A 12,772-nucleotide genomic window follows, 5' to 3' on the forward strand; every position below is an offset into this window, starting at 1 on the left:
AGTTCAGTAATGATTATCGTAGGTTGCTTGTCAGCAGTTTGCTTTGGTTAAGGGTGGCCTTATGTTCAAAACGTTCTACTTCGTCGAACTTTACATTGTGTTTATCATACCAACGCTTGACAGTGTCTGTTTGGTCAGCAAAAAGGGGCGGTAGCGACAGTTGTTGACCCATAGTGGAGGCTGGTTCTTCCAATGCAAAACCAGGCGCAGTAGTTGCTAATTCGATTCGGTTATCGGAGGGGTCACGAACATAAATACTTTGAAACCAGCCCCGGTCACGATAAAGTTCAATGTCCAAACCGAGTGATTGTGCCCGTCTGTAATAACGAAACAGTGTTGATTGATCCGGAACTTGTAGTGCGATGTGATCAACGCTGCCGCGGCCCATTCGCGAGCGGTGTTTTGAATCAGGCGCTGATGTTAGGGTGATGGCTGCGCCGCTCGATGGAAGGGGGATTTGATGATTAAAGTCGTTGAGCCCCAGCCAATCCTGATAGAAGGTGACTGTTTCTGAATAATTAACATAGTCAATATTGGTTCCAAGCAGACCCACTATTTGATTCTCCACGGGAACATCATTTGGCACCTGTTGCCGCTCCGTTAATTGACGATCCACTTCGACAAAGGTTAACAAAACACCATCCGGATCTGTGACTATTAACCCACTAGCGCTGAGCTGTGGATGAAAGTTGGCCGCTTCAAGCCGCTTTTGCCAATAGGACGTCGTGTTTCGAGGGATGCCGATCCGGATGCCTGTTAGTCCGTGGTTTGCTTCTTGACGTTGGCCTAAGCGGTCTAAAACAAAAAAGGTGATCACGCTGCCAGGCTCGCCCAAATTATTACCGTAATAAAGGTGTCTAATATGAACGGCTTCTTGATTGACGGAATTTTTAACGAGTCTAAGACCGAGTACTTGAATGTAAAATTGTGCATTAACGGAAGCATTACCGGTCAGTAATGAAATATGATGTGGCGAAAAAAGCATGATACCCCTCCTCAATATCAGTTGAACTTGATCATATTTTATACCGAACACGCTCAAAATGCTTGGATTGGTGCCGTTGGTTGTGTTTTTGGCGCTGGGATGCTATACTATGACATGTAATTTAAGACTCTTAATCTAAGAGTGAGCCATTCGTGGCTCGCTCTTTTTTCAGGGCTAAATGAGGAGGTGGAAAACTTGAGCAGTGTGACAGAAACGGTTACCCAGATGGTTCAGCCCATCGTTGACGAACATCATTTTCAGCTTGTGGATGTTGAATTTGTCAAGGAGGGTAAAAGCTGGTATTTGCGCGTCTACGTGGACAAACAAGGCGGTATTACCATTGATGACTGTGTCATCGTGAATGATGCTCTGAGTGCGGAGCTTGATGCCGCTGACCCAGATCCCATTCCCCAAGCTTACTATTTAGAAGTTTCCTCGCCAGGCGCGGAACGGCCACTTAAAAAAGAAGCCGATTTTGAAAGCGCAGTTAATCAGTACATTCACATTTCACTGTATCAACCGATTAACAAAGTGAAGGTGTTTGAAGGTACTTTGGCTAAACTTACGCCGGAAACATTAACGTTGAATTATAAAGTCAAAGGGGTTGCTAAAACAGTGACGATTGAACGCAAAGCCATTGCAAGTGCCCGTTTGGCGATTGATTTTAGTGGTATTTAAAACACAACTGACACAGCGATCGTGGCTAAAGTCGCGAATCGTTATCCTGACGGTTCATGTAAGGAGTACTAGGAAATGAGTAAAGAATTGGTTGGGGCGCTAGACGCTCTTGAACAAGAAAAAGGGATCAAAAAGCAAGTCGTTATCGAAGCGTTGGAAGCCGCGTTAGTTTCTGCTTACAAACGGAATTATAATCAGGCTGCTAACGTTGATGTTGAGTTTAATGAACGTAAAGGCGACATTAAGGTCTATGCAGTTAAAACTGTGGTTGAAGATGTCGAAAACGACCAGTTACAAGTAAGTCTACAAGATGCCGTTGCTATTAACCGTGCCTATGAAATTGGCGATGAAATCAAGTTTGAAGTCACACCGAAGAACTTTGGTCGGATTGCCGCTCAGACTGCTAAGCAAGTCATCATGCAACGAGTTCGTGAAGCTGAACGTGGTTTGGTTTACGATGAATATAGTCAGTACATGGATGAAGTCGTTACTGGTGAAGTTGAACGCCAGGACACGCGTTACTTGTACGTCACGTTAGGCAGTGGTTCTAATACGGTAGAAGCCGTTATGGCTAGTTCAGACCAGATGCCAAACGAGACTTACAAGATGCACGATAAGATCAAGGTTTATGTTTCACGGGTTGAAAATAACCCTAAGGGACCACAAGTGTTCGTTAGCCGGACACACCCAGAGTTACTAAAACGCTTATTTGAAGAAGAAGTGCCAGAAATTTATGATGGGACTGTTGAAATCGTTTCGATTGCCCGCGAGGCTGGTGATCGTGCTAAGATTGCCGTAAAGTCCAACGATCCTAACTTGGATCCTGTTGGTACCTGTGTTGGTCCTCGTGGTCAGCGTGTCCAATCTATTGTTAATGAATTATCCGGCGAAAACATGGATATCGTTGAATGGGTGGATGACGAAGCGCAATACGTTGCAAACTCACTGAACCCGGCTGAAGTTGTTGACGTTGTGTTTGATTCTGAAAACGAGCGGGCCTGCACGGTTGTTGTTCCGGATTATCAATTGTCATTAGCCATTGGTAAACGTGGACAAAATGCCCGTTTAGCTGCTAAGCTGACTGGTTTCAAGATTGACATTAAGTCAGAAACTGAAGCTGCCAACTTGTTTGAAGATGCGGATGATCAGGAGTATGTTGAAGCTGGATCAGACGTTGAGGTCGACAAGCCCGATTTTGAAAAGGGCGAAGACGACGATCAGTCCGAAGAGTAGACTGGCACTAGTTTTTAACCTTAAGGGGGAATTGTGATGCATCAACGTAAAGTACCCATGCGTAAAGACATCGTCAGTGGCGACATGTTTCCGAAAAAAGACTTGATTCGTGTAGTCAAAAATAAGGAAAATGAAGTCACAATCGATCCAACGGGTAAGCAAAATGGTCGTGGCGCCTATGTGACCATTGATACAGCGACGGCTAAAAAGGCACAACATGAGCATAGCTTGGACAAGGCGTTTGGAATGAAAGTTGACGACGCCTTCTATGAAGAGTTAATTGCTTACGTCGATCACCAGCAAGCCCGGCGCGAGTTGTTCGGGGACGATCACAAATGACCCCAGAACAGCAATTATTAAACCTTCTTGGCCTGGCACAACGGGCGGGCCAGTTGGTTACAGGCGAACCCATGGTATTGGCAGCGATTAAAGCAGGTAATATTCGTTTTCTGTGGGTTGCAAATGACATGGGCGCAAGCTCAAAAAAGAAGTTAACTGATAAAGCAAGCTTTTACCATGTACCGGTCAGTACCGCATTTAGTGTTGCGGAACTGAGTCAGGCTACGGGACGACAACGTTCAGCATTAGGCGTCAGCAACGCTGGCTTCGCCAAAAAAATGCAAACGTTATTGGATAAAATGAAATGAGGAGAGTGAAAGGATGGCCAATAAGCGAATCTATGAACTCGCGAAGGAACTTAATGTTTCCAGCAAGGAGCTCCTAACGAAGGCAAGCGCCAAGGGGATGAGTTTTAATAATCACATGGCGACCATTAGTGATGCTCAAGAAAAGACGTTACGTGGGATTATTAAACCGACTGTTCAAGCGAAAGCTGCCAATGCAGCGGCAAATGAAAAGTCTGGTGATAACGCACCTAAACGCAAAGTCGTTCACCATTTGATCAACAATAATAAGAAATCGGACCGTCGTCATACTAATTTTGGCCGAAACGGGGCCAACTTACACGGCGAAGGGCGGATCATGAATTTGAGTAATCCACGGACGAATAATCGTCAAACAAAGCGTCAGCAAGAACAGCAGTCAACTGCACCACGCTCTCAAGCGCCTGCTTCACAAACTGCAACGAGTACTGCGGCTAAAGCGACATCACAAGCTGTTCAGTCCACTGCAACTTCAGTGACTGCTTCGTCAACTGTTAAATCAACGACGCCTCGTTCGCAGGCGGCTGCTAAGACAAGCGCTACAAGTCATGCACCGCGTTCTGCTGCTACTCATACGACGAGTCGACCAACTCAGTCTCGACCGGCTGCTAGAAACACTGATCAACGTAACGGCGGTAACAATAGTTCACGCAATAACAATAATAATCACACAACGGCTAACCGTACTGGTCGCACCAACAGTTCGCATTCAAACGGACGTAATGGTGGCTATAACAGTAACAACAACCGTAATGGTAGCAATACTAACAATGGTGGCCGTGACAATAATCGTAGTTATGGATCACGTAACAACAACGGCTCCAACAATTCTGGTAACTCAAACAACCGGAACAGTACCAACTCGCGCAACACGAGTTCGCGCACTTCGAGCCGACCAACTGCTAATGTCGGTGCATCGTCATCCAATAACAACAGCAATGGCAGTGGTCGTAATAACCGTTTCAGTAATAGTAGCAATGGTAACCGTTTTGGCAATAACAACCGTCGTGGTGGCCGTGGCCAACAACAATATGGACAGAAGCACCAAAAGCGTAATAAACGTAATCAACGAATTAAGCAGACTGCCCAAGCACAGCCAGCACCAACTCGTAAGGAACGTCCATTACCAGATGTATTGATGTATGACGTTGGCATGAACGCTCAGGACTTGAGTAAAATCTTGCACCGTGAGACTGCGGAAATCGTTAAGAAATTATTCATGCTGGGTGTCATGGTTAACCAAAACCAAAGTTTGGATAAGGATACCATTGAAATTTTGGCAGCTGATTACGGTATCGAGGCTCAAGAAAAGCCTAAGGAAGATATTGCCGATATCGACAAATTCTTCGAAGAGCAATCGACAACTGATCCAACTAAGCTAGTACCACGTCCACCAGTTGTAACAATCATGGGTCACGTTGACCATGGTAAAACAACACTGTTGGATCAACTGCGTAATTCTCACATTACGGCTGGTGAAGCCGGTGGGATCACTCAGAAGATTGGTGCTTATCAAGTTGAATTAAAGGGTCGTAAGATTACCTTTATCGATACACCAGGACACGCGGCCTTTACCGCTATGCGTGCACGTGGTGCTGACATTACTGATATTACGATTTTGGTCGTTGCTGCTGATGATGGTGTTATGCCTCAAACAATTGAAGCTATTCACCACGCGCAAGCTGCTAAGACGCCAATTATCGTGGCCGTTAACAAGATTGATAAACCAGGTGCCAACCCGAACCATGTTATTGAACAGTTGTCTGCTTACAATTTGATTCCTGAAGACTGGGGTGGCGATACCATCTTTGTCGAAATTTCAGCCAAGTACGATAAGAACCTGGATGAATTGTTGGACATGATTCTTTTGCAAGCTGACTTGATGGAACTCAAGGCAGATCCAGAACAGCGTGCTCTCGGTTCAGTTATTGAAGCACGTTTGGACAAAGGTCGTGGCCCTGTTGCCACTGTCTTAGTTCAAGAAGGTACGCTTGAAGTCGGTGATCCAATTGTTATTGGGAACACTTACGGACGGATTCGAACCATGAACAATGATCGTGGTCGGACCGTTAAAGAAGCTACACCTGCAACACCAGTGGAAATCACAGGGATGAACGATGTACCAGAAGCCGGCGACAAGTTTGTTGTCTTTGAAGATGAAAAATCTGCTCGGGCAGCTGGTGAGGAACGTGCTAAACGTGCCTTAGTTGAAGAACGCTCTCATGCTAACCACGTGACGTTGGACAATTTGTTCGACACCATGAAGGAAGGCGAAATGAAGGAAGTTGACGTTATCATCAAGGCCGATGTTCAAGGTTCTGTTGAAGCGTTAGCAACTTCATTCCAGAAGATTCAGGTTGATGGTGTTCGGGTTAACATTATTCATCAGGCCGTTGGTGCCATCAATGAAAGTGATGTTACTCTGGCCGAGGCTTCAAATGCGATCATTGTTGGATTTAATGTTCGTCCGACCGCTCAAGCCAAGTCGCAGGCTGATAGCGATGGTGTGGACATTCGTTTGCACAACGTTATCTACAATGCTATTGATGAAATTGAATCAGCGATGAAGGGCATGCTTGAACCTGTCTACAAAGAAGAAGTTACTGGTCAGGTTGAGGTTCGTGAACTTTACAAAGTTTCTAAAGTCGGTACTGTTGTCGGTGGTATGGTTACAGAAGGCTACATCAGTAGCGATGCCGGTGTTCGTCTGGTTCGTGATGGTGTCGTCGTTTACGAAGGTAAGCTGGGCTCTCTACAACGGTTCAAGGATCAGGTTAAGCAGGTTAAAGCCGGTTTTGATCTTGGTCTAACCATAGCTGGTTATAACGACATCAAGGTTGGCGACGTTATCGAAGCCTTCGTGATGAAGGAAGTTCCCGTCGAATAATCTCGGTAGTCTAGTAAATTCAAGTAACGTTAGGAGTGAAAGACGATGCCAAATAAGCATTATCGTGTGGGTCGCCTGGAACAGGAGATTCAACGTGAAGTTGCTGATATTTTGCTTAAGCGGGTCCGTGATCCTCGTGTAGCCGGTGTCACTATTACCGGTGTTGAGGTAACGGGCGACTTGCAAGAAGCAACATTGTATTACAGTATCTTGTCCGATAAGGCGAGTGATAACGAAAAGGCTGCAGCTGGATTGAGTAAGGCCAGTGGTTTGATTCGTAGTGAACTTGGCAGTCGGCTAAGCATTTACAAGACACCAGAAATCACGTTTGAGCAAGATAAATCCGTTCAGTATGGTAATCATATTGATGAATTAATTAATAAATTACATCAACAAGAACGTGACTAATCCTAAAAAGCGACTGCCAAGACTGGCAGTCGCTTTTTAGTTTTTGCTAGGTTATAATTGTGACCGTTATTAATTCAAATTGATGGGCCACTGTACGTTGGCCTATTCTTAAAAGATGAAGTGAGGTTACTGCTGCCATGGAAGGCATTTTGCCGATTAATAAGCCGCGTGGAATGACGAGTCATGACGTGGTCTTTAAACTGAGAAAAATATTGCACACAAAAAAGATTGGCCATTCTGGAACATTAGATCCCAATGTTGATGGTGTGTTGCCTATCTGTGTGGGGCCGGCTACGAAGGTTGTGCCATATTTAATGGCTTCAGGAAAGGTTTACCGTGGCACAGTGACGTTGGGATTTGCCACGGAAACTGAAGATTTAGACGGGGCGGAGATTGCTCGAAAACACTTAACGCAGCCATTTACTGATGCTCAAATTTTGCACGCCATGATGGGGTTGACTGGCGACATCGATCAAATTCCACCGATGTATTCAGCAGTCAAAGTTAATGGGCGGAAGCTATACGAGTACGCTCGGGCTGGGGAAACAGTTGAACGTCCAGTACGTCATATTCATGTCGATCGTTTTGAACAAACGGGACCAACTAGTTTCGATAAAGAAAGCGGAACTCAAGTGATTCCGTTTGAGATTGGGTGTGGTAAGGGGACTTATGTTCGAACGCTTTCCGTTCAATTGGGTGAAGCGTTGGGCGTCCCTGCTGTTATGAGTGATTTGACACGTTTGAAAAGTGGCGGTTTTGATCTGTCACAAACAGTCACTTTAGAACAGGTTGCCGACGCAATGACCGAGGGTAATATAAATCAGTATTTATTGCCAATTGATGTCGCGCTGGCCCACTATCCTGTTACAGAACTAACGTTAGCAGAGTGGCAGATTGTGACAAACGGCGGTTTTTTGTCGCCTTCTGTATTGGTTGATCAAGGGGTCACTGCCCTTAAGTTTCAGAATCACATTAAGGCGCTTTACCAATTATCAACTGACGGTAAAGTAGCCAAACCACTGAAAATGTTTTCGAATCATCTGTAATGGGTGTGAATTAAAATTTTTGATATTGAAGGTGCGAAACATTGCAAGTTATTTATTTACGACATCCATACCGACCAGAACAAATTCCTGATGGACCGGTTGTTTTAGCAATGGGATTTTTCGATGGTGTGCATATTGGTCACCAGACGGTAATTGAGCGGGCGCGTAAACTGGCCAATGAGCGGGGTGTCAAACTTGCGGTGTTGACCTACACGCATCATCCTTCAATTGTTTACAAAACATCCGTTGACTCTTTTCGCTACTTATCAACGTTTGACCGTAAACTAGAATTATTAAATCAGCTCGGTGTTGATATTGTGTATGGAATTAGTTTTACCTCCCAGTTGTCGGCAGTTGCCCCACAGGAATTTGTTGACGATTACATGGTTGGCTTACATGCAGTGGCCGTGGTTGCCGGATTTGATCATACGTATGGCAAGAAGGCCATCGCCGGGATGGCACAATTACCGGCTTATGCTAAGGGGCGTTTTGATGTGGTTGAGGTCAAACAAGTGGCCATTGACCAAGCAAAGGATAGTTCGACTCGAATTCGTCAGTTAATTGATGACGGTCAACTGGCAGAAGCCAACGAGTTGTTGGGATACACGTACCAAACTACCGGAATTATTGTTCACGGTGAGGCGCGTGGGCGGACATTGGGCTATCCAACGGCCAATGTTGATCCGACAGCGAGTGAACGGGTTCCAGGCATTGGGATTTACGCAGTGTGGCTCCAAATCGGTCAGCGATGGTATCCGGGCATGGCGTCAATAGGCCGCAACGAAACGTTTGGTGAACATCGGCCTGTCACTATCGAGATTAATCTGCTTGATTTTAATCAGGAGGTTTACGGTGAAGAGGTTAAGGTCGCTTGGGGCGCATATCTGCGCGGTCAAGTTAAGTTTGACGGTGCTGATGCTTTGGTACGTCAACTAGATCAGGATGCTGCCGATACACGGGTGTTCATGGCGAAACACCTCGAAGGACCCGTTGAACATTTATCGATGAAACAGTAACTTTTAACGAAAGAACGGTTTTTTCCATATTGGGAAAGAAGCCGTTCTTTTATTGTTTTTAGACGGAAGATACTGTGCAATTCGATCTATCATTTGACGGTTAAGTGCGTTGAAAAAAATAATTAACAAAAGATGTTTGAACTCGCCAAAATTGTTTGACTTTGTTTGACCAAGTTGTTATATTAGTAACTGTTCTTAGCACTCAAATAGCGTAAGTGCTAAAAGGGGTGATTAAGACGCTAACAGAACGACAAAAAGTGATTTTGCAAGCTATTGTGCGTGAGTATACGGAAACCGGTGCGGCAGTTGGGTCTAAGGCCCTCGCAGCCCGCTTGCCAATTCACGTTAGCTCTGCAACAATCCGCAATGAAATGGCATCGTTGGAAGAACAAGGTTATGTTCAAAAAGAGCATACGTCTTCGGGACGGATTCCATCACTGGCAGGTTACCGTTACTATGTTGACCATCTGGTTAATAATGATGCGGTGGCACATGCCGATATTCAGTTAATTCAAAATGAATTGAGCGGTTCTTTCAATAAGATTGATGAAATCATTGAAGAGTCAGCAAATTTATTATCTGAATTGACTTCTTACACTGCGTTCACGCTCAAGCCTGAACAGGCGGATGCGCGACTAAGTGGGTTTCGGTTGGTGCCTTTAGGCAATCGACAGGTGATGGCAATTTTGGTGATGGACAGCGGTGAAGTTGCTAACCAAACGTTCACGATTCCACGCTCAATGTCCAGCGATCAGCTGGAAACAGTAGTTCGTTTGATTAATGATCAGTTGGTTGGCTTGCCGATCACTGAGATTGTGGACAAACTACGTGTGGAAATCCCTGCGAAAGTTGGTCAGTACATGCAGACACCGGAAGGCTTTTTACAAATTTTCGGTCGTGTGCTGGACCAAGCAGCTACTGAACGTTTCTTCGTTGGTGGTCGCTTAAACTTGCTGAACTTTTCTGTTAACCACAATCCGCAGGACTTAAAATCACTGTATCAATTGTTTGACACGTCGGATGACATCGCCAGTGTTTTAAGCCCACCGGACAATAAAGTGCAGGTGAAAATTGGTAATGAGATTACCAATGATTTGCTAAAGCATTATAGTTTGGTTACAGGAACTTACGATGTGGGTTCCCACGGAAGAGGTATGATTGCCGTGTTAGGTCCAACGCGGATGCCATATTCGCGGATGATTGGTTTAGTTGGTGCATTCCGACAAGAACTGGCCGCTAAGCTTTTGGATTATTATCGAAACCTGGATGACTAATTTTTTTAACAGTCACCAGTGGTTTGACTATAAAATTAAATGGAGGTGGCAGTTTGTCAAATAAAAAAGAAGCCCAATCATCAGCAGCGAAAGATGATCAACAAGCTAAGGCAAACGCAGCTAAAGCGAAGGATCCAACGGCTAAGGACATTAAGAAAAAGGTTCAACAGCCAACGGGAAATGATACTGTCGATCAATCTGCTGAAATTGATAAGCTGAATGATAAGTTGGCAGAGAAGGATGATCAACTACTTCGAGCACAGGCAGAAATTGCCAACATTCAACAGCGGCAAAAGAAGGAAACTGCGCAGTTGATGAAGTACGATGGTCAACAACTGGCGCACGATGTCGTTCCCGAGTTGGATAACCTTGAACGCGCGTTGAATACGGATGTTCAGGATGAGGCTGCAAAGCAGTTGAAGCACGGTGTTGAAATGGTGTATAACCACCTTCAAAATGCTTTGAAGGAAAATAACGTGACGGAGATTGAAGCGCTCAACAAACCGTTTGATCCAACGCTGCACCAAGCAGTCCAGACCACACCGGTTGGCCCTGATCAGAAGCCGGACACCGTTGTGGCGGTGCTTCAAAAGGGCTACATGCTTAAAGATCGCGTTTTACGTCCAGCGATGGTCGTTGTCGCGCAGTAAGCAATTAGATTAAATAATAAGGAAGTTTATAAAAATGGCTAAAATTATTGGAATTGACTTAGGTACTACGAACTCAGCGGTTGCTGTTCTTGAAGGCAGTCAACCAAAGATTATCGCTAATCCAGAAGGTAACCGGACAACGCCATCCGTTGTCTCATTCAAGAATGGTGAAACACAGGTCGGGGAAGTTGCCAAACGGCAAGCAATCACTAACCCTAACACCGTTCGTTCAATCAAGCGTCACATGGGTGAAGCAGGCTACACGGTTGATATTGAAGGTAAGAAATATACGCCTCAAGAAATTTCAGCAATGATCTTACAGTATATCAAGGGTTTTGCTGAAGATTACCTTGGTGAAAAGGTTGAACAAGCGGTTATTACTGTTCCTGCATACTTCAACGATGCTCAACGCCAAGCTACCAAAGATGCTGGTAAAATTGCTGGTTTAAATGTTGAACGAATCATTAACGAACCAACGGCTTCTGCTTTAGCTTATGGTTTGGACAAAAAAGACAAAGATGAAAAAATCTTAGTCTACGACCTTGGTGGTGGGACATTTGATGTTTCTATTCTTGAATTAGGTGACGGTGTATTTGATGTCCTGTCAACGAATGGTGACACGCATCTTGGTGGTGACGACTTTGACCAAAAGATCATTGACTGGTTAGTTGATGGCTTCAAGAAGACCAATGGTGTGGACTTATCCAAAGACACCATGGCTATGCAACGGTTGAAGGATGCTGCTGAAAAGGCCAAGAAGGACCTGTCAGGTGTTAATGAAGCGCAAATTAGTTTGCCATTTATTTCCAGTGGTGATAACGGCCCATTACATTTGGAAGAAACATTGTCACGTGCTCAATTCAACCAAATGACGGCTGACTTAATCGAACGGACTAAGACACCTGTTCAAAACGCTTTGCGTGATGCAGACTTGTCAATGGACGACATTGACGAAGTTATCTTAAACGGTGGTTCTACTCGGATTCCAGCTGTTCAAGAAGCTGTTAAGGACATGGCCGGCAAGGAACCTAACCACTCCATCAACCCTGATGAAGCCGTTGCTCTTGGTGCCGCTGTTCAAGGTGGTGTTATTACTGGTGATGTGAAGGATGTTGTTTTGCTTGATGTTACGCCATTGTCACTTGGTATCGAAACCATGGGTGGTGTCTTCACGAAGTTGATTGATCGTAACACAACGATTCCAACATCTAAGAGTCAAACATTCTCAACTGCTGCCGATAACCAACCGGCTGTTGATATTCACGTGCTCCAAGGTGAACGACCAATGGCAGCTGATAACAAGACATTGGGTAACTTCCAATTAAGTGATATTCCTGCTGCACCTCGTGGTGTCCCACAAATTCAAGTTACGTTTGACATTGATAAGAACGGGATCGTTAACGTTTCCGCTAAGGATATGGGAACGAACAAGGAACAAAAGATTACCATTAAGAGTAACTCCGGTTTGTCTGACGACGAAATCGAACGGATGAAGAAAGAAGCCGAAGAAAACGCTGACGCGGACAAGAAGCGCAAGGAAGATGCTGACCTTAAGAACGAAGTCGACCAATTATTGTTCCAAGTTGACAAGACTTTGGAAGAACTTAAGGGCAAAGTTTCTGATGACGAAGTTAAGAAGGCAACCGATGCACGCGATGCATTGAAGAAGGCTCAATCTGACAACAACGTTGAAGAAATGAAGACCAAGAAGGATGAATTGAACAAGATCGTTCAAGACCTTACGGTTAAGTTGTATCAACAAAATGCTAGCTCCGGACAAGCTGCTGATGGTTCAGCTGCTGGTCAGGATGATAGTCAAGCAGGTTCTGCTGACGGCGATGGCAAGACGGTTGATGGCGACTTTAAAGAGGTTAACCCTGACGACAAGAAGTAGTCTTTCGCATAAGAAATAGCGATACAAGAGTCAAAGGCG

At 44.9% G+C, this 12,772-nt stretch carries 12 protein-coding genes; 11 read left to right on the plus strand and 1 reads right to left on the minus strand.

Annotated features, from left to right (window positions below; genetic code table 11):
* Window positions 1–13 precede the first annotated feature (13 nt).
* Window positions 14–985, minus strand: coding sequence for a VOC family protein (locus ABUE36_RS07015; RefSeq protein ID WP_161001216.1), 972 nt, complete (start codon window positions 983–985; stop codon window positions 14–16).
* Between the two features lie 195 nt (window positions 986–1,180).
* On the opposite strand from ABUE36_RS07015, the gene rimP reads away from it, so the two are divergent.
* The 11 genes from rimP (at window position 1,181) to dnaK (ending at window position 12,733) form a co-directional block, all read left to right on the plus strand.
* Window positions 1,181–1,663: a ribosome maturation factor RimP gene (gene rimP / locus ABUE36_RS07020; protein ID WP_421016469.1), complete on the plus strand. Its 483-nt coding sequence runs from the start codon at window positions 1,181–1,183 to the stop codon at window positions 1,661–1,663.
* Between the two features lie 75 nt (window positions 1,664–1,738).
* The gene (nusA, locus tag ABUE36_RS07025) at window positions 1,739–2,896 is read left to right on the plus strand and encodes a transcription termination factor NusA (protein ID WP_161001218.1); all 1,158 of its coding nucleotides are present in this window, start codon (window positions 1,739–1,741) and stop codon (window positions 2,894–2,896) included.
* Window positions 2,897–2,932: 36 nt separating this feature from the next.
* Complete coding sequence (gene rnpM, locus ABUE36_RS07030) at window positions 2,933–3,235, plus strand: RNase P modulator RnpM (RefSeq protein ID WP_161001219.1); 303 nt, start codon at window positions 2,933–2,935, stop codon at window positions 3,233–3,235.
* Entirely contained in the window at window positions 3,232–3,543 is a 312-nt protein-coding gene (locus ABUE36_RS07035; protein WP_161001220.1) for a YlxQ-related RNA-binding protein, read from the plus strand. The genes rnpM and ABUE36_RS07035 overlap by 4 nt, the downstream gene beginning before the upstream one ends.
* A gap of 13 nt (window positions 3,544–3,556) precedes the next feature.
* Entirely contained in the window at window positions 3,557–6,445 is a 2,889-nt protein-coding gene (gene infB / locus ABUE36_RS07040; RefSeq protein WP_421016470.1) for a translation initiation factor IF-2, read from the plus strand.
* Between the two features lie 45 nt (window positions 6,446–6,490).
* A complete protein-coding gene (gene rbfA / locus ABUE36_RS07045; RefSeq protein ID WP_017261976.1) occupies window positions 6,491–6,853 on the plus strand; it encodes a 30S ribosome-binding factor RbfA in 363 nt (120 codons plus the stop codon).
* A 137-nt stretch (window positions 6,854–6,990) separates the two neighbouring features.
* Window positions 6,991–7,899 (plus strand): tRNA pseudouridine(55) synthase TruB, encoded by a 909-nt coding sequence (gene truB, locus ABUE36_RS07050; RefSeq protein WP_161001222.1) that lies wholly within the window; start codon window positions 6,991–6,993, stop codon window positions 7,897–7,899.
* Window positions 7,900–7,940: 41 nt separating this feature from the next.
* Window positions 7,941–8,915, plus strand: a complete 975-nt coding sequence (gene ribF / locus ABUE36_RS07055; protein ID WP_421016471.1) for a riboflavin biosynthesis protein RibF — start codon at window positions 7,941–7,943, stop codon at window positions 8,913–8,915.
* A gap of 230 nt (window positions 8,916–9,145) precedes the next feature.
* Window positions 9,146–10,189 carry a heat-inducible transcriptional repressor HrcA gene (gene hrcA, locus ABUE36_RS07060; RefSeq protein ID WP_026017153.1) on the plus strand — a complete coding sequence of 348 codons (1,044 nt, stop codon included), beginning with the start codon at window positions 9,146–9,148 and terminating at the stop codon, window positions 10,187–10,189.
* 53 nt (window positions 10,190–10,242) lie between these two features.
* Window positions 10,243–10,839, plus strand: coding sequence for a nucleotide exchange factor GrpE (gene grpE, locus ABUE36_RS07065; RefSeq protein WP_161001224.1), 597 nt, complete (start codon window positions 10,243–10,245; stop codon window positions 10,837–10,839).
* 28 nt (window positions 10,840–10,867) lie between these two features.
* The gene (gene dnaK, locus ABUE36_RS07070) at window positions 10,868–12,733 is read left to right on the plus strand and encodes a molecular chaperone DnaK (RefSeq protein ID WP_161001520.1); all 1,866 of its coding nucleotides are present in this window, start codon (window positions 10,868–10,870) and stop codon (window positions 12,731–12,733) included.
* Window positions 12,734–12,772: the final 39 nt, after the last annotated feature.

This window comes from Furfurilactobacillus cerevisiae (genome assembly GCF_048961765.1).
In the GTDB taxonomy this organism is placed as follows: Bacteria; Bacillota; Bacilli; order Lactobacillales; family Lactobacillaceae; genus Furfurilactobacillus; species Furfurilactobacillus milii_A.

What these genes read in the sequence shown, in the direction of transcription:
- infB (WP_421016470.1), top strand. Translation starts at nt 3,557, where the DNA reads ATGGCCAATAAGCGAATCTATGAACTCGCGAAGGAACTTAATGTTTCC.
- rbfA (WP_017261976.1), top strand. Translation starts at nt 6,491, where the DNA reads ATGCCAAATAAGCATTATCGTGTGGGTCGCCTGGAACAGGAGATTCAA.
- truB (WP_161001222.1), top strand. Translation starts at nt 6,991, where the DNA reads ATGGAAGGCATTTTGCCGATTAATAAGCCGCGTGGAATGACGAGTCAT.
- rnpM (WP_161001219.1), top strand. Translation starts at nt 2,933, where the DNA reads ATGCATCAACGTAAAGTACCCATGCGTAAAGACATCGTCAGTGGCGAC.
- nusA (WP_161001218.1), top strand. Translation starts at nt 1,739, where the DNA reads ATGAGTAAAGAATTGGTTGGGGCGCTAGACGCTCTTGAACAAGAAAAA.
- ABUE36_RS07035 (WP_161001220.1), top strand. Translation starts at nt 3,232, where the DNA reads ATGACCCCAGAACAGCAATTATTAAACCTTCTTGGCCTGGCACAACGG.
- ABUE36_RS07015 (WP_161001216.1), bottom strand. Translation starts at nt 985, where the DNA reads ATGCTTTTTTCGCCACATCATATTTCATTACTGACCGGTAATGCTTCC.